Annotated in this window: 24 protein-coding genes; 13 read left to right on the top strand and 11 right to left on the bottom strand. The window is 41.7% G+C overall.

The window, feature by feature from the left end:
• Positions 1 to 26 precede the first annotated feature (26 nt).
• Entirely contained in the window at positions 27 to 1,124 is a 1,098-nt protein-coding gene (locus ACFVS1_RS18435) for an HD-GYP domain-containing protein (RefSeq protein WP_352923788.1), read from the top strand.
• A gap of 22 nt (positions 1,125 to 1,146) precedes the next feature.
• Here the strand turns inward: ACFVS1_RS18435 and yunB are convergent, their stop codons facing one another.
• Both yunB and ACFVS1_RS18425 read right to left on the bottom strand, forming a co-directional pair.
• The gene (yunB, locus tag ACFVS1_RS18430) at positions 1,147 to 1,896 is read right to left on the bottom strand and encodes a sporulation protein YunB (protein ID WP_101223646.1); all 750 of its coding nucleotides are present in this window, start codon (positions 1,894 to 1,896) and stop codon (positions 1,147 to 1,149) included.
• An 87-nt stretch (positions 1,897 to 1,983) separates the two neighbouring features.
• Entirely contained in the window at positions 1,984 to 2,973 is a 990-nt protein-coding gene (locus ACFVS1_RS18425) for a M23 family metallopeptidase (RefSeq protein ID WP_387549612.1), read from the bottom strand.
• Positions 2,974 to 3,160: 187 nt separating this feature from the next.
• Between ACFVS1_RS18425 and lipA the strand changes: the two genes are divergently transcribed.
• A complete protein-coding gene (gene lipA, locus ACFVS1_RS18420) occupies positions 3,161 to 4,075 on the top strand; it encodes a lipoyl synthase (protein ID WP_241592722.1) in 915 nt (304 codons plus the stop codon).
• Between the two features lie 38 nt (positions 4,076 to 4,113).
• Here the strand turns inward: lipA and ACFVS1_RS18415 are convergent, their stop codons facing one another.
• The gene (locus ACFVS1_RS18415) at positions 4,114 to 4,776 is read right to left on the bottom strand and encodes a YhcN/YlaJ family sporulation lipoprotein (RefSeq protein WP_387549610.1); all 663 of its coding nucleotides are present in this window, start codon (positions 4,774 to 4,776) and stop codon (positions 4,114 to 4,116) included.
• 112 nt (positions 4,777 to 4,888) lie between these two features.
• Between ACFVS1_RS18415 and ACFVS1_RS18410 the strand changes: the two genes are divergently transcribed.
• Positions 4,889 to 5,164: a YutD family protein gene (locus ACFVS1_RS18410; protein WP_101223644.1), complete on the top strand. Its 276-nt coding sequence runs from the start codon at positions 4,889 to 4,891 to the stop codon at positions 5,162 to 5,164.
• 30 nt (positions 5,165 to 5,194) lie between these two features.
• Here the strand turns inward: ACFVS1_RS18410 and ACFVS1_RS18405 are convergent, their stop codons facing one another.
• The gene (locus ACFVS1_RS18405; RefSeq protein WP_387549607.1) at positions 5,195 to 5,482 is read right to left on the bottom strand and encodes a cytosolic protein; all 288 of its coding nucleotides are present in this window, start codon (positions 5,480 to 5,482) and stop codon (positions 5,195 to 5,197) included.
• A 71-nt stretch (positions 5,483 to 5,553) separates the two neighbouring features.
• Positions 5,554 to 5,820 (bottom strand): DUF3055 domain-containing protein, encoded by a 267-nt coding sequence (locus tag ACFVS1_RS18400; RefSeq protein WP_098371475.1) that lies wholly within the window; start codon positions 5,818 to 5,820, stop codon positions 5,554 to 5,556.
• Between the two features lie 426 nt (positions 5,821 to 6,246).
• Between ACFVS1_RS18400 and ACFVS1_RS18395 the strand changes: the two genes are divergently transcribed.
• Both ACFVS1_RS18395 and ACFVS1_RS18390 read left to right on the top strand, forming a co-directional pair.
• Positions 6,247 to 6,684, top strand: a complete 438-nt coding sequence (locus tag ACFVS1_RS18395; RefSeq protein WP_352923784.1) for a DUF86 domain-containing protein — start codon at positions 6,247 to 6,249, stop codon at positions 6,682 to 6,684.
• A gap of 23 nt (positions 6,685 to 6,707) precedes the next feature.
• Positions 6,708 to 7,475 carry a TIGR01457 family HAD-type hydrolase gene (locus ACFVS1_RS18390; RefSeq protein WP_101223641.1) on the top strand — a complete coding sequence of 256 codons (768 nt, stop codon included), beginning with the start codon at positions 6,708 to 6,710 and terminating at the stop codon, positions 7,473 to 7,475.
• Positions 7,476 to 7,520: 45 nt separating this feature from the next.
• Here the strand turns inward: ACFVS1_RS18390 and ACFVS1_RS18385 are convergent, their stop codons facing one another.
• Positions 7,521 to 8,018, bottom strand: a complete 498-nt coding sequence (locus ACFVS1_RS18385; protein WP_063234039.1) for a phosphatidylglycerophosphatase A family protein — start codon at positions 8,016 to 8,018, stop codon at positions 7,521 to 7,523.
• A gap of 206 nt (positions 8,019 to 8,224) precedes the next feature.
• Between ACFVS1_RS18385 and yutH the strand changes: the two genes are divergently transcribed.
• The 5 genes from yutH to thrB all read left to right on the top strand — a co-directional run bounded on the left by yutH (position 8,225) and on the right by thrB (position 13,736).
• Positions 8,225 to 9,226: a spore coat putative kinase YutH gene (gene yutH, locus ACFVS1_RS18380; RefSeq protein WP_352923780.1), complete on the top strand. Its 1,002-nt coding sequence runs from the start codon at positions 8,225 to 8,227 to the stop codon at positions 9,224 to 9,226.
• A 105-nt stretch (positions 9,227 to 9,331) separates the two neighbouring features.
• On the top strand, positions 9,332 to 10,246 hold the full coding sequence (locus ACFVS1_RS18375; RefSeq protein ID WP_387549603.1) for a L,D-transpeptidase family protein: 915 nt from the start codon (positions 9,332 to 9,334) through the stop codon (positions 10,244 to 10,246).
• A 192-nt stretch (positions 10,247 to 10,438) separates the two neighbouring features.
• Positions 10,439 to 11,737 carry a homoserine dehydrogenase gene (locus ACFVS1_RS18370; protein ID WP_387549601.1) on the top strand — a complete coding sequence of 433 codons (1,299 nt, stop codon included), beginning with the start codon at positions 10,439 to 10,441 and terminating at the stop codon, positions 11,735 to 11,737.
• Positions 11,734 to 12,795, top strand: a complete 1,062-nt coding sequence (gene thrC / locus ACFVS1_RS18365) for a threonine synthase (protein ID WP_241592738.1) — start codon at positions 11,734 to 11,736, stop codon at positions 12,793 to 12,795. The genes ACFVS1_RS18370 and thrC overlap by 4 nt, the downstream gene beginning before the upstream one ends.
• Positions 12,792 to 13,736 carry a homoserine kinase gene (gene thrB, locus ACFVS1_RS18360; RefSeq protein ID WP_387549599.1) on the top strand — a complete coding sequence of 315 codons (945 nt, stop codon included), beginning with the start codon at positions 12,792 to 12,794 and terminating at the stop codon, positions 13,734 to 13,736. Before thrC ends, thrB begins: the two co-directional genes overlap by 4 nt.
• Before the next feature lie 189 nt (positions 13,737 to 13,925).
• On the opposite strand, the gene ACFVS1_RS18355 is transcribed toward thrB, so the two are convergent.
• Positions 13,926 to 14,162, bottom strand: a complete 237-nt coding sequence (locus ACFVS1_RS18355) for a NifU family protein (RefSeq protein ID WP_034310199.1) — start codon at positions 14,160 to 14,162, stop codon at positions 13,926 to 13,928.
• 147 nt (positions 14,163 to 14,309) lie between these two features.
• Between ACFVS1_RS18355 and ACFVS1_RS18350 the strand changes: the two genes are divergently transcribed.
• Positions 14,310 to 14,639 carry a YuzD family protein gene (locus tag ACFVS1_RS18350; protein WP_241592741.1) on the top strand — a complete coding sequence of 110 codons (330 nt, stop codon included), beginning with the start codon at positions 14,310 to 14,312 and terminating at the stop codon, positions 14,637 to 14,639.
• Between the two features lie 94 nt (positions 14,640 to 14,733).
• On the opposite strand, the gene ACFVS1_RS18345 is transcribed toward ACFVS1_RS18350, so the two are convergent.
• Positions 14,734 to 15,801, bottom strand: a complete 1,068-nt coding sequence (locus ACFVS1_RS18345) for an NAD(P)/FAD-dependent oxidoreductase (RefSeq protein ID WP_387549596.1) — start codon at positions 15,799 to 15,801, stop codon at positions 14,734 to 14,736.
• Positions 15,802 to 16,089: 288 nt separating this feature from the next.
• On the opposite strand from ACFVS1_RS18345, the gene ACFVS1_RS18340 reads away from it, so the two are divergent.
• Positions 16,090 to 16,326: a YuzB family protein gene (locus tag ACFVS1_RS18340; RefSeq protein WP_352923776.1), complete on the top strand. Its 237-nt coding sequence runs from the start codon at positions 16,090 to 16,092 to the stop codon at positions 16,324 to 16,326.
• 50 nt (positions 16,327 to 16,376) lie between these two features.
• Here the strand turns inward: ACFVS1_RS18340 and ACFVS1_RS18335 are convergent, their stop codons facing one another.
• Positions 16,377 to 17,120 carry a DUF2225 domain-containing protein gene (locus ACFVS1_RS18335; RefSeq protein ID WP_387549594.1) on the bottom strand — a complete coding sequence of 248 codons (744 nt, stop codon included), beginning with the start codon at positions 17,118 to 17,120 and terminating at the stop codon, positions 16,377 to 16,379.
• A 172-nt stretch (positions 17,121 to 17,292) separates the two neighbouring features.
• Between ACFVS1_RS18335 and ACFVS1_RS18330 the strand changes: the two genes are divergently transcribed.
• Entirely contained in the window at positions 17,293 to 17,655 is a 363-nt protein-coding gene (locus ACFVS1_RS18330) for a HesB/IscA family protein (RefSeq protein WP_352923775.1), read from the top strand.
• 575 nt (positions 17,656 to 18,230) lie between these two features.
• On the opposite strand, the gene ACFVS1_RS18325 is transcribed toward ACFVS1_RS18330, so the two are convergent.
• Positions 18,231 to 18,803, bottom strand: coding sequence for an SDR family oxidoreductase (locus ACFVS1_RS18325; protein WP_387549591.1), 573 nt, complete (start codon positions 18,801 to 18,803; stop codon positions 18,231 to 18,233).
• Positions 18,804 to 18,979: 176 nt separating this feature from the next.
• Positions 18,980 to 19,972: an NAD(P)/FAD-dependent oxidoreductase gene (locus tag ACFVS1_RS18320; protein WP_352923772.1), complete on the bottom strand. Its 993-nt coding sequence runs from the start codon at positions 19,970 to 19,972 to the stop codon at positions 18,980 to 18,982.
• Positions 19,973 to 20,038: the final 66 nt, after the last annotated feature.

Raw genomic sequence — 20,038 nt, 5'->3', positions numbered from 1 at the left:
ATTTAATGGGGAGATGGGGTACAAGTATGAGGCTAGCTATTACAAAGTCCCTAAGCCCTGGAGCAAGGCTCGGTAAAAACATCTATAATGAGCGGGGCCATGTCCTATTGTGCGAGGGTCTTACATTAACGCAGAAAATGATCAATCGACTGGTGTCCCTTAATATACCCTTTGTTTACATTCAAGATTCCAGGACGGATGACATCATTCCAATGCCCCCAGTGTCCGGGAAACTTAGAAGAGAAGCCATTAATACGATTGAAACCACTTTCCTGGACATGAAAAACAAAATGAACTTTGATGGATCATTCACGATAGAGCAGGCTAACGTCAAGTTCACTCAAATAGTCCGGAACATCATGGACGAGCTGAAAAGGAATAAAGAGTTAATGACATTATTGGCCGACGTTTATACATACGATGACTATATCTTTACGCATTCTTTCAATGTGACCTTATATACCCTGGCGATCGGGATGGAATTGAATATCAATAATAAGAACCTCGAGATTCTTGGGCTTGGGGCGATTTTACATGATGTCGGTAAAATGCTCGTGCCTTTGGAAATCCTACGTAAACCCGGCAGATTGACGGAAAAGGAGTTTGAACAAATCCAAAAACATGCCGATTACGGATTTCATTTAATCAAAAATGTTCATACCGTTTCACTTTTAGTTGCGAATTGTGCCTATCAGCATCATGAAAGGTTAGATGGATCTGGATATCCCCGTGGGATAAAGGGGGATGAAATCCATTATTTCGGCAAGATCATTGCCGTTGCCGATGTGTTTGATGCAGTCACTTCCAATCGGGTTTACCGTAAGGCCATGCTGCCGCATCAAGGTTTGGAAGTCCTTTATGCCGGAGTCGGGAAAAAGTTCGACAATACGATCATCGAGGCTTTCCGCAGGGCGGTTGCCATTTATCCTAATGGTCTATCAGTAGAATTGAATGATGGAAGGAAAGGAGTGGTATCCGCTCAAAATGAAGGGATTGGAGACCGCCCCATGATAAGGATACTAGAAGAAGACGGGGAGCAGATAAAAGAGCCCTATGAAGTGGACTTGAATAAAAACCTGCATTTGCTTATCATGAAATGTCTAAATATACAAGAACCAGCCTAACCTCAAGGATAAGCTGGTTTTGTCATTCCTTGTTTTCCTTCATGATCGCAGGTGCCACCGAACCGTTTCCGTTACTAAAATAACTTGGAACATCCCCTTCGATCAGCAGGCTTCCGACTGTCACTTCCTGACTCACCTTGGTCTCCTTTGTGAAAGATGGGATGACGATTTGAATATTGACATCAAAATCCACAATCAATTCATAATAAACATTATTGATGCCTGCGTTTGTCAGTTTTGTCCTCAAATCCGATTCAACATTCCCGATAACTGACATTTTCACTGGGATTTCAGGTCCGTAATTGGAAAGGAGGTTATTCCCGGTTACAACACCAAATGGTATATAATAAACCACACTTTTATATTGTTCATCATTTATTTTGGCTGAACCTGTTTTAAATGGGTTTCCCTGTTTGATGCCAAGTTTCTTTTGAATGTCCTTCGTTATGTTAGCCCGCAATTCACTGTATATGACCGGATTGAAGCTATAGGAGGAACTGGAGTCCTTACCGCCCTTGTTGTTGGTGATGATTTTGTTCATATCAACCTTGGCTATATTCTCATCAACCGATTCATGAATCGTTTCCGTTGCAATCCGTTTGATTTCATATTCGGCTACACTCATGATCACGGGTTCGATTGATTTGTCCACGTACCAAAGAGTCATGATGCTTGATATGATAAACAGGATAAATGAATAGAGAAATACTTTTCGGGTGGGAAGAGGCCCCTTTTTTCGAAATTTCTTCGGTCGAAATCTTTTTCGGAACACGCTTTAGCCCCCTTTACTAATACCTATGCATCAAGTTCAGGGGTTTATGTTGAAATCAAAAAAAAGCAGCGTAAAAATTCACGCCGCTCACTTTCGTTTTTTAGCCAAATCTTTCCTTTCCCACAATCTTAAATAAGGGTAAGGATCAAAGCTCCATTCTGTGATTCCATTGTCTTTGTACATCCCGTAATGAAGATGAGGAGGGAATTTTCCCGAAGTTCCCGGAGGACCGTAACCTGTACTGCCGACACCTCCGATGACTTGTCCGGGCTCGACGATTTGTCCTACTTTCAACCCTTTGGCAAAGCCGCTTAAATGGGCAAAGTAATGATAAGTATTATTTAAATCCCGTATCCCAATCCTCCAACCGCCGAATTTATTCCAGCCTTTCATCTCGATGATTCCATAGCTGGTGGAACGAACGGGAAGGCTATAATCTGCAAAAATATCAGTGCCCTCATGGATTCTCCTTCCACCCCATCCACGAGCGCTTCCCCATGTATTCAAGTACGTATAATGAGTCCGTACTGGAACGGGGAAGGCCTTTTCCTGTAAATCCAGCCGGCCATATTTCTTATAAATCTCGGCATTGCCGATAATGATGCTGACTGCTTTATCTCGTTTATAATAATCCCACAAGCCGATCCGGATATTATCTTCATCTGCACCATAAGATTGGAGATGCTTCGAAAAAGCATATAATCGATCGGTATCATTATTGATATCAGCTTTGCCATCACCATTGCCATCCTGGCCCAATCCATCAAAAAATGTGATCGTGAGCGGGTTCACATCATTTAAGTCAGGATTGAGGGCCCCATTCCACTTTGAAGGCTCGATGTGGATGCCTATTAAACCCTTTGCCGGCTCCAAGTCCCTTCGTGCAGCCCTGAGGCTGTGCTCATATTGATCAGCTCCAGCAAGGTAATACCACGGGATTTGGAGAGTAGCCTCCATATTTTTATATAGCTCCATTCTCCCTTTATAAGGATCTGGGGTATTGGCAGCATCAGCCACTTGGCCTGGTGCATTCAAAATTAACAAACAAGTTATAGTAAGAAGGAATAAACTTTTCAACGGGGCAGGCTCCTTTCATGACATTTTCCGTAATTAAAATACATCAGTCCATCCATCTTTTATAGTTTTGCTGATTTAGCTATAAACATGAAAAATAAATAATGGGAAACCAACTATAACTTGTATAAATGCTTTATTATTGTTAAAGTAGGGTGTGTTAATTTCTATAGAATGGAGTGGCATTTTCATGTCTTCTACAAATAAAGAAATTCTTCGTAAACCAGATTGGTTAAAAATAAAGCTTAATACTAACGAAAATTACCTCGGTTTAAAAAATATGATGCGCGAGAAAAATCTTCATACAGTCTGTGAAGAGGCAAAATGTCCGAATATTCACGAATGCTGGGCAGTGAGAAGAACGGCTACTTTCATGATCTTAGGTGAAATCTGTACAAGGGCATGCCGTTTTTGTGCGGTTACAACGGGCCGTCCGAATGAATTGGACTGGGCTGAACCTGAGCGTGTTGCCGATTCCGTAGTTTTGATGAATTTAAAGCATGTCGTCATTACAGCTGTTGCCCGTGATGATTTAAAGGATGGAGGCGCTGAAGTTTTCGCTGAAACGGTTCGTGCCATCCGTCGCAAAAATCCATTTACTTCTATTGAAGTATTACCGTCTGATATGGGCGGGGAGTTTGAAAATATCAAGACTTTGATGGATGCTAAACCAGATATCCTGAACCATAATATAGAGACTGTCAGAAGTTTATCCGACCGTGTACGGGCTCAGGCCAAGTACGAACGTTCTTTGGAGCTTTTAAGAAGAGCCAAGGAACTGTATCCGGAAATCCCGACAAAATCCAGTTTAATGGTAGGTCTGGGTGAAACGCGGGAGGAAATCCTCGAAACGATGGATGACCTAAGGGCTAATAATGTTGATATCATGACGATTGGTCAGTATTTACAGCCGACTAAAAAGCATTTAAAGGTGCTGAAATACTACACGCCTGAGGAATTTGCCGAACTGAAAGAACGTGCATTGGAAAAAGGCTTCAGCCATTGCGAATCCGGTCCGCTTGTCCGTTCATCCTACCATGCGGATGAACAGGTTAATGCTGCGGCTAAGCATAAGCAAAGCAAAGGTGAAGAATTATTGAAATAGAGTGAAATAAAGGACCGAAAAATTCGGTCCTTTTTTATTCAACGGCTATCCATTTTTTGATGGATGTTATCATGATGATCTCTTTTATCGTTAACCATTTCTCCATTTTCATTTTCTGTGTCACTCATTTTGTATCCTTGAGGCGATTTCAGCATTCTTTTGATCGTTTGTTCGATCGTATAGTCAATTCCTTTGCTGCCGGATTTCAATGTTGAGAAGTTCTCGACATCTTGGGCAAGGGTTTGATAATCATCACTGACGTAGACATGATAGTAGCGAGGAACGACGGACATGGCAGTACGTTTAACTTGGTCTGCGGTTTCCGTTCTATCCTTGGCATTGGTATCATATACGACAAGCACTTCCTCATCAGTAACGAGGGTAGCGGCATCATTGACATTTGGAATCTGAACACTCAGTTTAGAAATGACATCGGACAGTTGTTCACGGTCAATGGAAGCAGCTTTGTTGGAAATGTTACGGCCATCAATGGTTGCACTATTGGTGCGGGTAAAACCGAAATCATTACTTTTATTGTCATTATTACGATAATCCTCATCATAATATTGAGTTGGATTATTTACGTTTGTTGGGTTACCGGCATGGTTTTTTGCACCCATCCCCTGATCTTTTTCTTTATCAGCACATCCGGTTAGTGCAATAATCGAGCTTAAACCTATCGTTATTATCGTTTTTTTCATCAATAACACCCCCATAACTTTAGGATGAACATATTTCTCTATTTTTCGCTTAGTAATTGATGGCGAATCAGTTATAATTTAAGAAGAAATGTATTTATGAGAGGTGAAAACAATGATTACCATCAATAACATGACCTACGAAATAATTGAGGATGAAAGGGAAGGCTATAACGAAGAAGCGTTTAAGGCCAGATACAGTGAGATTTTAACGAAGTATGATTATATAGTAGGGGATTGGGGTTACGGACAATTAAGGCTGCGTGGATTTTTTGATGATTCCAATCAGAAAGCGACCTTCGATACGAAAATAAGCACGCTTAGTGAATATTTATATGAATACTGCAATTTTGGCTGTCCTTATTTCGTCGTGAAGAAAGTAAAGAAATAAAAAGGCCAGAATTCACTCTGGCCTTCCATGTTAAGAGTTGCCATAGCCTTTATAAGGAGGCTGTTCATCTTTTTCTGGATCATCATGTGTCGGATGTGCACCAGGATATTGTCGAGGTAAGCCTTCGTGCAACGATTTATTTTCATAATTGAAGGCGCTTTGATATCGTTGCCCTTCCTGCCACGGTGTGTTTTTGTTCTGAACTGGTGCATCTTTTGCAATGGGTGATCCTAAAGGTCCTTCGGGAAATTCTTCAGGAATTAAATAATCCCTCTGTTTTTCGACATTGGAAAAATCGTGGTATTCTTCTTTGTCCAAGATAATCCCCCCTCATGAAATCGATCTTACATTCAGTAGGTTTTCCCGTTTAAGATAAAAAACTTCAGCACTCAGACGATTTCCATTAAAAAGTGGCGCAGTTCCTCGGCCTCCGCTTCTGACAACTGAAAGGCATGCTCAAGATAGCCTTCCTCTTCTAAATCATCGGGCCCAATAATCGCGAAACGGTTACTCTGCATATTCAAAACAAGCTTCTTTCCATAAAACCGATCGGTAGTCGTAATGGCCAGATCGAATCTCGATTCCTCTCCCATGAAGCTTATGAACCGGGTTTTTGAATCAACGACATCATTGTATAAATAAAAACGATCTTCCATAGTCTCATTCCCTTCTTATCTTCACATTTGTAGTTCCATCATAACAAAGTGACTTCAATAGGGGAACAGACATTTTTCTGGGCTGCCGGCTGGAGAACTTGATCCCTCCCCTGATGCTTCGAGAACATCCAGCAATCATTGTGTTCATCGATTAAATGAAAATGGTTAAGAATATAAATGGGATCATGAATTGGTTCTCTTGGAGTGGACGTCGAAAAATGCCCACCTGTAGAAAAGACAATGTGTAAGTCAGCGCTCCTGTTCGTAATTGGATGGTGCAATGGTTGTGGTTGAAGGAATTGAGAGTAAGGGAGAAGCTATGGTATTATCAATGAATAAGGTTGGTTTGGCATAGGGTTTTACCTATGCCGATCATTCAACCAATAATTCCCTATATCATCTTAGATCAGAAAGGATCTGGAAATAATGTACTTTGTAGACCGCAAAAAAATTGAACAAATATTAGGTTTTCTTGAAAAGCAGCTTGGACTGTTTGAAGGGCATGATAATTGGGATGGAGACCTTTCGGAACTTATCGCAGAAAGGCTCATACAAACTTCCATCGATTCCGTGTTGGATGTAGGAAATGCGGTAATTGATGGTTTCATTATGCGTGATCCAGGAAGTTATGAAGATATTATCGATATCCTTCAAGATGAAAAAGTGATTTCAGAAGAAAAAGCCATACAATTCAAAAAGGTTTTGCCATTAAGGAAAATGCTGGTTCAAGACTTCATTGAAGTGAATCACAAAGAACTCCATACCGTATTTTCGGAAAATATCGAGGCATTCAAACAATTCCCTGATTTGGTGAGGAACTATTTAACAAATGAATTGGGACCTGTATCAGCTTTTAAAAACTAGCAGCGTTAGGAAGGCGAATTCAAATGAAATCGTATAAAGGATATTTAATTGACTTAGATGGCACCATGTATCGCGGAACTGAACAAATTGCCGAAGCGGCAGGGTTTATTAATGACCTAAGGAAAAGGGATATCCCTTATTTATTCGTCACCAATAATTCATCCAGGACTCCGGCACAAGTAGCGGATAAGTTAAGAAGCATCGGCATCTCAACAGAGGATGAACAGGTTTTTACGACAAGCATGGCCACTGCCAATTACATAGCCGAACAAAAGAAGGATGCATCGGTTTATGTGGTGGGTGAAGAAGGCATCATCGAGGCTCTTAAGGAAAAAGGAATGAAGCTTGTCGAAGAGCATCCAGATTTTCTGGTAATGGGCATCGACCGCGGCATCAATTATGAAAAGTTGTCAAAAGCCTGTCTTGCTGTTAGAAATGGTGCTGTTTTCATTTCGACCAATGGTGATATTGCCATTCCTACTGAGCAAGGCCTTTTGCCTGGGAATGGTTCCTTGACCTCGGTTGTTTCCGTTTCGACTCAGGTACAGCCGATTTTCATTGGAAAACCTGAATCCGTCATAGTGGAGCAAGCACTAAGGGTATTAGGGGTACCTAAAGAAGAGACAATCATGGTTGGCGACAACTATGATACGGATATCCTTGCCGGCATTAATGCAGGGATCGATACACTGCTTGTACATACTGGCGTGACGACAAAAGAACGCCTAAAGCAATATAAGGAGCAGCCTACACATGTGGTGGACACTCTCGACTTATGGCGCTTCGAATGAAAAAAACAGGCCTGCGATTGCAGACCTGTTTTTTTTCATGTCTTTTTATTCTGCATTTTCGGTTCTATGGGCAAGCCGGCTTGAAGCGGCAGCTGCAATCGCCCCAACGATATCATCTAAAAAGGTGTTCACCTTACCAGTGCTTTTATCGTTTAGATATTTTAAAATCCCCGGCTTTTGTTTATCGATGAAACCATAATTGGTAAAGCCGATTGATCCATATACATTCACAATTGAAAAAGCTAATATTTCATCGACCCCATATAGGCCTTCATCTATTTCAATTATGCTCAGCAGAGGCTCCTCAAGCAGTTTTTTCTCAGCTAGAATATCCAACTGAATACCGGTAAGGATGGCATTTTGGACCTCGCGTTTTGAAAGGACCCGTTCGACATTGTGAAGGCAATCGGACATTTGGAGATTTTCATGGTAGCCAGATTGTAAGTACATGACAAGCTCAGCGATATCCTCCAATTTCACGCCTCGTTCAATTAGCCATCTTCGAGCCGTTTTTTCAGACATTGATTGTTCAATATTAGCCATGTCATCACCCATTTCTCTATTTTTTAAAGGGATAGTTCTAATGCAGGTAGGTTGATTTGATTAAAATGAAAACCCATGAAGGATGTTTTGATCCGAATTTCTAATAAGGTTTCGATAATCATTCAGAAAACGGGTTATTCCACATATATATAAGTATATGATGTCCAATATTTCTATTATATCCATTTGATGAAGGGGGCCATTCCATGATAGAAGAAATCATTTTTAATAATTACGGCATACAGGTGGAGCTTGAAGAAGCCAATAGCAGGTTTCCAAGCTTCCGTTCAGGAAATATGGTTTACAGCATCGTTCCCATTGAAAATATGGAGCAGGAGGAATTAGTGGAACGGTATAAAATGTCTCAACATCTGATTTCACAAGGAGATCGTCACGTATCTGCCTTTGTCCTTGCCAATCATGGAAGTTATGTTTCGGAAGCGGATGAACAATTATTCATCCTTCTTGCCAATCAGGCATTGGAAGGTCCGAAAAATTTCAATCCAGGAAGACGCCTGGCAAGATTTCATCAGCGTGGGAGAAATATTAATGAAACGATTCGAACATGTTCAAGGATCGGAAAATGGAAAGAACTCTGGGAACAAAGGATCGATCAGTTAGAAAAGATTTGGCGGGATAAGCTCAACGCCCATCCTGATAACCAGTTTGAAAAATTATTTATAGAAACCTTTCCCTATTATATGGTCCTAGGTGAAAATGCGATTCAATATTTAGTCGACACGGAAATTGATGATACCCCGCAAATTGTCGATAGTGGAACGGTTTGTTATGAACGTTTTTTACATGATACCTGGAAAAGCAATAAGTGGATGAAAAATCCGTTCGATTGGGTTTTCGACCACGGAACTAGGGATGTCGCAGAATGGGTGAGGGAACACTATTTTCAAAATGTGCATACCCATCAACGGGGCATTGGCCAATTCTTTCACGAATATCAATCCATTGAACCATTCTCCAGCTTTTCAGCCAGGTTGTTATATTCGAGGATGCTATTTCCCATTCATTATTTTGAAACGGTGGAAGAGTATTTTTCAAAAACGACAGAATCAAGGTCGCATGAGTTGGAGGATAAAATATCTTCAATCACGAAATCCTCCCAACAATATGAGTCCTTCCTCAAACATTTTTATGAATTGGCGGAGGTCCCGGCCAAGCAATATGATTTGCCTAAAATTGACTGGATTTAGATAAAAACGGGAAAGAAATATGATTCATCCTTACTTACTATGTTATGATGATAACAAGATTTTTTAGAATAATTAGATATTTAATTGCTACGGAAGGATGAGACCATGAAAAGATTGATGTTGGCCGCCCTTTTAGCACTTTTAATCATCCAAACGACAAATCTTGCAAAAGCTGAAACGAAAACAAGTTGCGAAGCAAATCAATTCAAGATTGTCATGAAATCTGCCGCGGATGTGAAGGAAAAGGCGTCGGCTGCAAGCAAAACATTAATAACTTATAAAAAAAACAAAGAATTATCGGCAAGTGGAAGAACTGGAAACTGGTATAAGGTCTGTCACTCGAAAAAGACAGCCTATATCAATATGGCAAGTGTAAAAGAGGTTTACAGTACCAGTGACAAAGCCCTTTTAAAGAAATTCGATAGTAGAAAAGGCGTTAGCCAAGTAGTATCGGTGACAGGAAAAGCGATGAGCGATACAAAGGTCACTATCCAAACGTATGAAAAGAAACAAGGGGAATGGCGCCGGGCATTGAAGAAGATGGAGGGTGTCATTGGGAAGAACGGCTTCACGATGAGCAAAAAAGAGGGTGATGGAAAATCCCCGGTTGGAATTTATTCATTCGGTACGGCCTTTGGAAGTGAGACGAAGCCAGCCGGAATGAAAATGAGTTATAAGATGACGAACAAATATGACTACTGGATTGATGATCAGACATCCATCGATTATAACAAGTGGAAAACCTATAAAGGAAATCCTGCAGGTAAATGGAAGTCTTTCGAAAGGATGAATCATGAACTCTATAAGTATGGCGCGGTCATTAATTATAATACGAATCCCGTCATAAAAGGAAAAGGCAGTGCAATCTTTCTTCATGTATGGAGAGGGGATACAAAGCCGACTGCGGGATGTACAGCCACAGCCGAAAAGAATGTCCTCAGTTTACTGAAATGGATGGATCCCGTGCAAAAGCCACATATTGTAATGGGTACAAATGATTCATTGAAGAGCGTTAAATAATAATCAGCAAAATGGTTTTCCTATAAAAAAAATTAGCTTTACCCGTTCCTACTCTTTCAAGGGATGGACGAAAAAAGTTCGTGCATCCATCTTTTCTAACTATTGATAATTATATGAATTAAACTTATAATGTCTACTATACAAATACAAATGTTTTCTTCAGGCAAACAGTTTTTAAGGGGGAACCAAAATATGAAAGCCATCTCAATCGGTTTATTGGGGTTAGGTACAGTCGGATCAGGAGTCGTACAAATCATTGAAAGTCACCAGGACAAGCTCATGCATCAAGTGGGCTGTTCCATATCCGTTAAGAAGATACTAGTCAAAGACAAGACGAAAGAGCGGCTTATCGAGGTCGATAAAGGAATGTTAACTGACAATCCTGAGGATATCCTTTCGAATCCCGAGATTGATGTTGTAATAGAAGTGATGGGTGGAATCGAAGAAACACGCAGTTATCTGATAGAAGCCATAAAAAATAAAAAGCATATCGTTACGGCCAATAAAGACTTAATGGCTTTATATGGACCGGAACTGCTGGAATTGGCCACCGAGAATCAATGTGATTTGTTCTATGAAGCAAGTGTTGCAGGGGGAATTCCAATTTTACGCGGTCTTGTCGATGGATTATCTTCTGACCGCATCACGAAAATGATGGGAATCGTCAATGGAACGACAAACTTCATTTTAACGAAAATGAGCAAGGAAGGCAGAGCTTATGATGACGTATTGAAGGAAGCTCAGGAGCTAGGATTTGCTGAAGCCGATCCGACAGCAGATGTAGGCGGATTGGATGCGGCCCGTAAAATGGCGATCCTATCAACACTCGGGTTCTCAATGAACATTGGCTTGAATGATGTTGAGGTACAGGGCATTACCGAGATATCCGAAGAGGATTTGAGGTATAGTAAGAAGCTTGGTTATACAATGAAATTGATCGGCGTCGCTTCCAGGGCAGGGGATAGGGTCGAAGTAAGTGTCCAGCCTGCACTGCTTCCGGAAGCACATCCGTTAGCATCGGTAAATAATGAGTATAATGCTGTATACGTTTATGGGGAAGCAGTAGGGGAAACGATGTTTTACGGACCAGGGGCCGGCAGTCTTCCTACTGCAACTGCAGTCGTTTCGGATATGGTGACGGTCATCAAGAATATGAGGCTGGGCGTTAATGGCCGCAGTGCCGTTTCACCTCAGTACCCGAAACAATTAAAGGATGCCACTGAGATTTTCGCTAAGTTCTTTATTCGATTACATGTTCAGGATGAAGTTGGCGTTTTAGCCAGAATCACGAATTTATTTGCCGAGCATGGAGTAGGATTCGATAAAATCCTTCAATTGCCTCTGGATGAAAAGGAATCTTCCGAAATCGTATTGGTTACGCACACTGCCACAAAGGCTGCATTTGAGCAAATAATACAGAAATTACATGATTACAATATGGTAAGAGAAGTGAAAAGCACTTACAGAGTTGAAGGAGAGGACATCAAATGAGCTGGCAAGGACTTATAAGCACGTATAAAGAATTTTTACCCGTTAATGAAAACACACCTGCACTAACCCTTTTGGAGGGTAATACACCTTTAATCAGACTGAATCGATTATCCGAAGAGTGGGGAATCGACTTACATGTAAAATATGAAGGGGCGAATCCAACTGGGTCGTTTAAAGATCGCGGAATGGTCATGGCCGTCGCCAAAGCGATAGAAGAGGGCAGCGACACGATCATCTGTGCTTCCACTGGGAATACATCGGCAGCTGCAGCCGCTTATGCGGCCCGTGCCAACCTGCGCTGTATCGTTGTCATCCCGGAGGGGAAAATAGCCATGGGCAAGCTTGCCCAAGCCGTCATGTACGGAGCGGAAATCATCTCGATCGAAGGGAACTTCGACCAGGCATTAAAAATCGTCCGTTCCCTTAGTGAGAGCTCTCCGATAACTCTTGTGAATTCGGTCAACCCATACCGGATTGAAGGGCAGAAGACAGCGGCTTTCGAAATTTGTGATGCCCTCGGCTCAGCACCGGATATTTTGGCGCTTCCAGTCGGGAATGCAGGTAATATAACGGCTTACTGGAAAGGTTTTAAAGAATATAACGAATCGAAACAAACGGGTCTTCCTGAAATGAGAGGGTTCGAAGCTGAAGGATCGGCTGCAATTGTCCGTGATAGCATTATTGAAAATCCAGAAACGATTGCAACAGCCATCCGGATTGGAAATCCTGCAAGTTGGAGCTTTGCTGTGGAAGCAGCAAATGAATCAAAAGGCAAAATTGATGAGGTGACAGACGAAGAAATTCTGGAAGCCTATCATTTCCTCGCTAAAAAAGAAGGGGTATTTGCAGAGCCGGCATCATGCGCTTCCATTGCAGGCATCTATAAACAATTAAAAAGCGGTGAAATCAAAAAAGGAAGTAAGATTGTTGCCGTTTTGACTGGAAATGGATTGAAAGATCCGAATGTGGCAGTCAATACAAGCACGATTCAGCCGACATTGCTGCCAATGGATGAAGAGGTCATTTTAGAACATCTGCAAGGTGTGAAACAGGCATGAGTACGGAATCAGAGATGTTCTTGATCCGTGTACCAGCAAGTACGGCCAACTTAGGACCAGGATTCGATTCCATCGGCTTGGCGCTAGGACTTTACTTGGAAATACACGGATCTTCATCAGAGCATTGGGAAGTCGTTCCACTTTCAGAGGAAATGTCTGTTTTTCCAACGGATGATCGTAATTATATCGTCCAAATTGCCAAGGAAACGGCGGCATCCTATGGAAAGGAACTTTCCCCATGCCGGCTTTTCGTTTCCAGTGAAATTCCACTGGCGCGGGGTCTGGGAAGCAGTGCCTCTGCCATTGTGGCGGGGATTGAATTGGCGAACATCGTTGGTGAACTTCATTTATCTGAAGAGGAGAAGAATAGGCATGCTTCCCTCTTTGAAGGGCATCCGGATAATGCAGGGGCATCAGTGTATGGTGGATTGGTTGTGGGCCTGCATACGGACGAAAGAACGGATGTCGTGTCGTTTCCAATCGAGGGAGTTAAGGTGATTGCTGTCATTCCTGATTTTGAATTGCTAACGGAGGATTCAAGAAATGTCCTTCCGGATTCGCTTTCCTATAAAGAGGCGATAAGCGGAAGTGCAGCCGCAAATGTTTTACTGGCAGGAGTTCTATCTAAAGATTGGAAGCTTGTTGGTGAAATGATGAAAAGTGATCGTTTCCATCAACCATATAGAGCAGAGTTGGTCCCTCACTTACCGCTTATTGAAGAAGTTGTCCTCAATGAAGGCGGATTTGGTGCAGCCCTAAGCGGAGCAGGTCCGACCGTTTTATGCTTATCATCCGCTGAAAATAGTGAAAGTTTGGTCACAGTATTGAAGGAGAAATTTCCGGAATTTCTTGTGAGGGAATTGGAAATCGATAATGAAGGCAGTTATACGGCAGCCCTTTCAGAACAGGAAAAAAAGGAATTGAAATTTTTGAAATCGTGAGCCATGCTTCATTCATTGTCCATATAAAAAAGCTGACTCGCGTCAAGCCGTATCAATTGATAGGGCAAAAGCCGAGTCAGCTTTATTTTTATTGCAGTCCAGAAAAGATTCCGGCCTGAATGAAAAAGGTTGAACGTGTATAGATGAAGTGAGCCTTCATCCATACGCTACATGTTATTTAAAGGGCCATTAGAAAACTTGTTCAACTTCCACTACACCAGGAACTTCTTCAAGAAGGGCACGCTCAATCCCAGCTTTTAGCGTAATGGTCGAACTAGGACAGCTTCCGCAGGCTCCTAGTAATCGTAATTTTACAATTCCATCTTCTACGTCAACTAGTTCACAGTCACCGCCATCACGAAGAAGAAACGGACGAAGCTTATCTAGGACTTCTTGAACTTGAACTTCCATTGTTTGTTCAGACATTGCAATCGACTCCTTTCCTAATCATATTATAAAGCGAAGGTTGTAAAAAATCCAACTGTAACTTTGCGGAAATATAATCTATATTATTCTGGTATGATGGAAACAGGTGAAGTTTTTAAATATTATTCAAAATGAAGGAGGAAGAGTATGGTAAAGAAAGAAATTGAGATAGAAGTGTATGGTGCGGAGCAAATTTGCGCAAGTTGTGTGAATCTCCCTTCTTCGAAAGATACCTGCGAGTGGCTTGAAGCCGCTTTAACGAGGAAGTTTCCTGAGCAGAAATTCAAAATATCCTATATAGATATGTTTAATCCTCCAGAAGCGCAAAAGCAAAAGAGCTTTGCCGAGAAGATGATCGAGGAAGATTTATTTTATCCACTGGTCCTCATCGAAGGAGAAATCATCGCAGAAGGAAATGTGCGTCTCAAAAAAGTGGTGGAAACGATGGAAAAATACGGATATACGATACAAATGTGATATATAATGGAAGAAATAAGAAAAACTGACCCATGAATGAGTTGCATGCAGCTCATTGGGCCAGTTTATAAAATGTAGCTTAGATGGGTTGGAATCAACCGTTATGGTATTTATACATCCAGAGAATGCCTGATTTCATCAGACGCGCCACTCTACCGGTGATTGGGCGATTTGCAACAAGACCGAAACCTTGTTTCTTCCCAAGAGAACCTAATGTCCCTTTTAATTTCATTGTCGGGAAGCTTTCAGGAAGTGGTTCATTTGCCCATTTCTTTACAAGAACCTGCACGATTTGCTCTGCTTGGGACTCCGCTAATTGAGCACTAGGTGCATGAGGCAGGCTCGCGCAGTCGCCGACCACAAAGATGCTGTCATCATTAGGAAGGAAATGCTGAGGAGTCAGAACGGCTCTTCCTTGACGGTCTTTTTCAATATCCATATCGCGGATGATCTTACTTGGCTGGATTCCAGCTGTCCACACGATGACGTCGCTTTGAACGGCTTCGTCTCCATTATAAAGAAGGTTTGGCTCAACTTTCGTTATATTTGAATGATGGACGATTTCGATAGTATGCTTATCGAACCATGATTCGACAAAGGTGCTTAATCTTTCTGGGAAAGCAGATAGAATATGCGGTCCACGGTCGAATAGCTTAACGTTTAAATCTGAACGGCTTTCAATCAATTCACTTGCAAGCTCAACACCGCTCAGTCCGCCACCAACGATAGAAACGGTTGCACCGGCACCTAAATTATTCAAGGCTGAATAAGTGCGGCGTGATTTATCGATTGTTTGAATACTGTAGGTATGTGTGTCTGCACCAGGAATATTGTGGTATTTATCTTCGCAGCCAAGGCCAATGACTAAATCATCATAAACGACAGGATCTTTATTTTCTATAATGACTTGTTTATTTTCCATATCGATGGAAAGTACTTCTCCGTATACGTTCTTCAAGCGAGGATGTTCAGGAAATGCAACACGGATGTGCTGATCTGGAATGGTACCTGCTGCTAAAGCATAATATTCCGTTTTTAAGCAGTGATAAGGATTTCGGTCGATAAGCGTGATGCTCACATTTTCAGGAAGCTGATTAGGCAGCAATCTTTGCAACATGCGCATACCACCATACCCGCCACCAAGTATGACTAGATTCTTCATATGATTTTTCCCCTTTATTTGATCTCTTGAAAAATTTGACTAGCAAGTAACTATAGGATTCCCCCAAATGGTCCCCTTTAAAGTTTAATAAAATATATATACCCCAATTAGTAGCAAGAATAAAAAATTAGATAATTTTCTTTTATTTACGTACCCCGACAAAAGTATAACGAATATAAAAGGAAATCACAACCGATATCTTGAAATCGGCTGATTTTTTATGCGTAAATATTGACTGTAAAAGGGAAAAGTAATAAGATAGTTTGTTAGTAACTGTGAGGTGAAACAATGTACCCGATTATTGAATTTTGTGTAAGCAATCTGGCCAGCGGCGCTCAGGAAGCTCTGGAAAGATTGGAGCAGGATCCGAACTTGGATATCATAGAATATGGTTGTCTGGGTTATTGCGGCAGATGCTCCAGTAACTTATATGCTCTTGTAAACGGTGAAGTGGTTTATGGTGACACAACGGATGAATTGGTTGATAAAATATATAAGTACATTGATGAATATGAAATGTTTTAATCATCAACGGCGAACAAAAGGCTGTTCCTTCGCGGACAGCCTTTTTAATATCAGTGCTGCAGCAACGAGTTGGTTGTTCGTTGCTGCTTGAGTTCCTGAAAGCGGTCCCTAGCCATCTGGATGATGGAGGCTTCCCGGGCATTGTTTTGACATTCGAACACTAATGAAAAATACTTGATGGCTGCCATTTCATTTCCTATCCTCCTTGAGATGTCGCCAGCGAGATAGAGGATTCTGGCTTCGGATACCTGGGTGCCGCTGAAGTCTCCTGTTGAATAGGATGCTTCATATTCCTTTAGGGCGAACCTCAAAAATCTTTCTTCTTGCTCCTTGTTTTTGTTGAACCTATATAACCATGCTATCCGCAAACAGATTCCGGCAAGGATTATATGTTTTTCCTTTTTTAAAGCTCCGCAATAACTCGCCAGCTTGTATGTATTGATCGCGTCTTTAATAGACCTTTCCTTGCTAAAATGGTGGGGAACCCAGTGGGAGCTTACTTTTTCCATAATGATTTCCAGTGTAGTGGGGGGGAAGTATCGGGAGAAATCCTCCGAATACGAAAAGCCGCAGTGAGGGCATACAAAGATATTATAGTAAAGTGCGTTAACGGCTGAATCAACATAAATGGGGCAAAAGTCCGTGTCATATTTAGCAACTTTTACAAAGCGCGAACGTACCTTTTTAGTGGTTGATATTTGCTTGCATAAAAGGCATTCCATGCTTTTATCATATAGAGGATGTATGCCTACGATGGAGATTACCCCCTTACTGTAATTTAGAGTTAGGTCCAACAGAACGGTCCATTATACCTATAACTTTTATTATAAACTAATTTTTGTTGGTAAAATAGGTCGGGGAATATGAATTTTTTCAAGCTGGAAAATTGAGCGTGGGAATTTCTTTGGTATATACTATAAAGAGTAATAGTTCTATCTCACATATCAGAAGAAGGAGGGATTTATTGTGAGTGAAGTTGTTCAAATAACGGAAGCTGCCGCTTTTCAGATAAAAGAAATGATGAAGCATAATGGTGAAGAGGGTTCCTTTTTAAGAGTGGCCGTTAAAGGCGGAGGCTGCAGTGGATTATCCTACGGAATGGGTTTTGAGCAAGAGCCCGGAGAAAAAGATAGCCAGCTGGAACAGTTTGAAATTAAGATCCTTGTTGATGGCGAGGATGCAGATATATTGAATGGAACGGTAATTGATTATAAACAAACGATGATGGGCGGAGGCTTTACGATCGAAAACCCAAATGCTATCGCTTCATGTGGTTGCGGGTCTTCCTTCAAAACGGCAAAAAACGCCGGAACGCCGGAGAACTGCTAAGAACTCTTATCATTGAGAAAAGGGGGGCACTTGTTAAAGTGCCCCCCTTAGTTTATGGGCAAAAGAGATTTGGAATGGTCTCATCCCGAACCATGATTTTAGAACAGGGCTTGGTACGTGGAAGGTCGAATAAAGTGCGTGAAAGGTCGAATACATTCGAGGAAGGTCGAATAAAGTGCCGAGAAGGTCGAATGCATTCGAGGAAGGTCGAATAAAGTGTGTGAAATGTCGAAAAAATTCGAGGAAAGTCGAATAAAGTGCCGAGAAGGTCGAATGCATTCGAGGAAGGTCGAATAAAGTGCCGAGAAGGTCGAAAAAATTCGCGGAAGGTCGAATAAAGTGTGTGAAAGGTCGAATACATTCGCGGAAGGTCGAATAAAGTGCGTGAAAGGTCGAATACATTCGAGGAAGGTCGATAAAGTGCCGAGAAGGTCGAAAATCTTCGAGGAAGTTTGAATAAAATGCTCCAGCTGAAAACAGCTGGAGCATTTATTAAAGAAAAAACCAGGCAAACCAATTTGACTACAGTCTAGGGGGCACTAAAAAAAGTGCCCTTTTTCATGCTTATTGCTGCATTAAATATTGTGCAGGGCCTCCATGATTGGGAGGGTGCCGCTGGAAATCTCGAATGTTTTATTGAATGTTTTTTCTTCTGTGATTGATTTGGCAAGAACGGCGGCGACGTCGGCTCTTGGAATGGAATTGTCTGTATGTTCCACTTTCTCATTTGCAAATATTTTTCCGGTGGCTTGTTCATTTGTCAAAGCAACAGGCCGGACAATCGTGTATGTGAGCCCGCTTGCTTTTAAATGTTCATCGGCATCGTGCTTTGCTTCGAGATAATGGTGCATTTCTTCTTGGGCTTGTTCTGGATTATCGGAACCGACAGAGCTTAGCATGACAAAACGTTCGATGCTCTTCTTCTTTGCGGCATCAACCAGTTTAATGGCTCCATTCTTATCCACAGCTGTCGTTTTATCCGACCCTGTTGTCGGTCCAGATTCGGCTGCAAAAATGATTGCCTCCATGTTATCCACTGCTTTATCCACATTTCCCTCTAAATCGGCAAGGATGGGGTGCTCGCCGAATGCTTTTATCGTTTGGGCCTGTTCTTCTTTCCGCAATGATTTGCTTTCCTGTCGTACCATTGGCTCCTGCAATTAAAATATTCATATATGCATTCTCCTTTCATGGCTTCTCTACTCTTTACCCTTGGTATGACAAGGGTAAGCGCTGTGGATAAGTAATGGAAAAAGTTATCCACAATCACTGAATTGGGGACAACAAAAAAACCCGGCCATGAAAGTCGGGTTTTTGCGTAATTTTAAAACATCGAGGAACTATGCATCGGCTGAACTTTTGCTTTTGGGTCAATATACTGTTTGGCATGATTGACGGCAGTGGGTGCCTCACCAAAACCGCTTGCAATTAATTTTACTTTGCCATCATATGTTGCAATATCACCTGCTGCATAAATTCCCGGGATATTCGTTTCCATTCTGGAATTCACCAAAATACTGTTTTTCTGGATATCCAGTCCCCATTCCTTGATGGGACCAAGAGAAGAAACGAAGCCGTAGTTGACGATGACAGCATCCACCTCCATCGTCTCTGTATCTTCACCGTTCGTATCCTTGATGACAATTGTATGGATCCGTCCGTCTGTACCAATCAACTCTGAAGGTATGTAAGGAGTCTTTATTTCAACTTTTGAATTTTTTAGTGTTTCTACACTATGTTCGTGGGCACGGAATTTATCTCTTCTGTGAATGATGCTCACTTTCTCGGCGATCGGCTCCAGCATCAGGGCCCAGTCCACTGCTGAATCCCCACCTCCGAAGACCACAACTTTTTTGCCGGCAAAATGATTGAGGTCGTCAATGAAATAGTGAAGGTTGGCGCTTTCGTATTTTTTAGCATCGTCAATTTCGATGCGGCGGGGTTGGAAAGCCCCATTTCCAGCTGTGATGATAATCGTTTTGGAGTAATGGATTTCTTTATCAGTCGTTAACTTGAAAACTCCATCAGCTTGCTTTTCCACTTCTTGAACGGCTTGCTCCAGGACAACATCCTGCTCGAACTTTGCCATTTGTTCTTTCAGGTTATTCACTAGCTCCTGAGCACGCACTTTGGGAAAACCAGCGATATCATAGATGTATTTCTCAGGATAAAGGGCCGACAATTGTCCGCCTAATTGTGGCAGGCTCTCGATGATTTTTACGGATGCCTGTCTCATTCCTCCATAAAATGCAGTGAATAATCCAACTGGGCCTCCGCCAATGATGGTAATATCATAAACTTTTTCATTAACTTCCAACGTTATCCCTCCGATATACTAGGTTTGCTGAAATTTATTCTCTTATTTTAACATAGATGGTCTTTG

This window comes from Peribacillus sp. NPDC058075, assembly GCF_042885195.1.
Classification (GTDB): domain Bacteria; phylum Bacillota; class Bacilli; order Bacillales; family DSM-1321; genus Peribacillus.
The sequence above is the reverse complement of the archived record's forward strand: the minus strand, read 5'-3'. Positions and strand labels throughout refer to the sequence as shown.

What these genes read in the sequence shown, in the direction of transcription:
- thrB (WP_387549599.1), top strand. Translation starts at nt 12,792, where the DNA reads ATGAGTACGGAATCAGAGATGTTCTTGATCCGTGTACCAGCAAGTACG.
- ACFVS1_RS18395 (WP_352923784.1), top strand. Translation starts at nt 6,247, where the DNA reads ATGTACTTTGTAGACCGCAAAAAAATTGAACAAATATTAGGTTTTCTT.
- ACFVS1_RS18355 (WP_034310199.1), bottom strand. Translation starts at nt 14,162, where the DNA reads ATGTCTGAACAAACAATGGAAGTTCAAGTTCAAGAAGTCCTAGATAAG.
- ACFVS1_RS18345 (WP_387549596.1), bottom strand. Translation starts at nt 15,801, where the DNA reads ATGAAGAATCTAGTCATACTTGGTGGCGGGTATGGTGGTATGCGCATG.
- ACFVS1_RS18325 (WP_387549591.1), bottom strand. Translation starts at nt 18,803, where the DNA reads ATGGTACGACAGGAAAGCAAATCATTGCGGAAAGAAGAACAGGCCCAA.
- yutH (WP_352923780.1), top strand. Translation starts at nt 8,225, where the DNA reads ATGATAGAAGAAATCATTTTTAATAATTACGGCATACAGGTGGAGCTT.
- ACFVS1_RS18340 (WP_352923776.1), top strand. Translation starts at nt 16,090, where the DNA reads ATGTACCCGATTATTGAATTTTGTGTAAGCAATCTGGCCAGCGGCGCT.
- ACFVS1_RS18415 (WP_387549610.1), bottom strand. Translation starts at nt 4,776, where the DNA reads ATGAAAAAAACGATAATAACGATAGGTTTAAGCTCGATTATTGCACTA.
- ACFVS1_RS18400 (WP_098371475.1), bottom strand. Translation starts at nt 5,820, where the DNA reads ATGGAAGATCGTTTTTATTTATACAATGATGTCGTTGATTCAAAAACC.
- lipA (WP_241592722.1), top strand. Translation starts at nt 3,161, where the DNA reads ATGTCTTCTACAAATAAAGAAATTCTTCGTAAACCAGATTGGTTAAAA.
- ACFVS1_RS18410 (WP_101223644.1), top strand. Translation starts at nt 4,889, where the DNA reads ATGATTACCATCAATAACATGACCTACGAAATAATTGAGGATGAAAGG.
- thrC (WP_241592738.1), top strand. Translation starts at nt 11,734, where the DNA reads ATGAGCTGGCAAGGACTTATAAGCACGTATAAAGAATTTTTACCCGTT.
- ACFVS1_RS18350 (WP_241592741.1), top strand. Translation starts at nt 14,310, where the DNA reads ATGGTAAAGAAAGAAATTGAGATAGAAGTGTATGGTGCGGAGCAAATT.
- ACFVS1_RS18370 (WP_387549601.1), top strand. Translation starts at nt 10,439, where the DNA reads ATGAAAGCCATCTCAATCGGTTTATTGGGGTTAGGTACAGTCGGATCA.
- ACFVS1_RS18435 (WP_352923788.1), top strand. Translation starts at nt 27, where the DNA reads ATGAGGCTAGCTATTACAAAGTCCCTAAGCCCTGGAGCAAGGCTCGGT.
- ACFVS1_RS18390 (WP_101223641.1), top strand. Translation starts at nt 6,708, where the DNA reads ATGAAATCGTATAAAGGATATTTAATTGACTTAGATGGCACCATGTAT.
- ACFVS1_RS18385 (WP_063234039.1), bottom strand. Translation starts at nt 8,018, where the DNA reads ATGGCTAATATTGAACAATCAATGTCTGAAAAAACGGCTCGAAGATGG.
- ACFVS1_RS18375 (WP_387549603.1), top strand. Translation starts at nt 9,332, where the DNA reads ATGAAAAGATTGATGTTGGCCGCCCTTTTAGCACTTTTAATCATCCAA.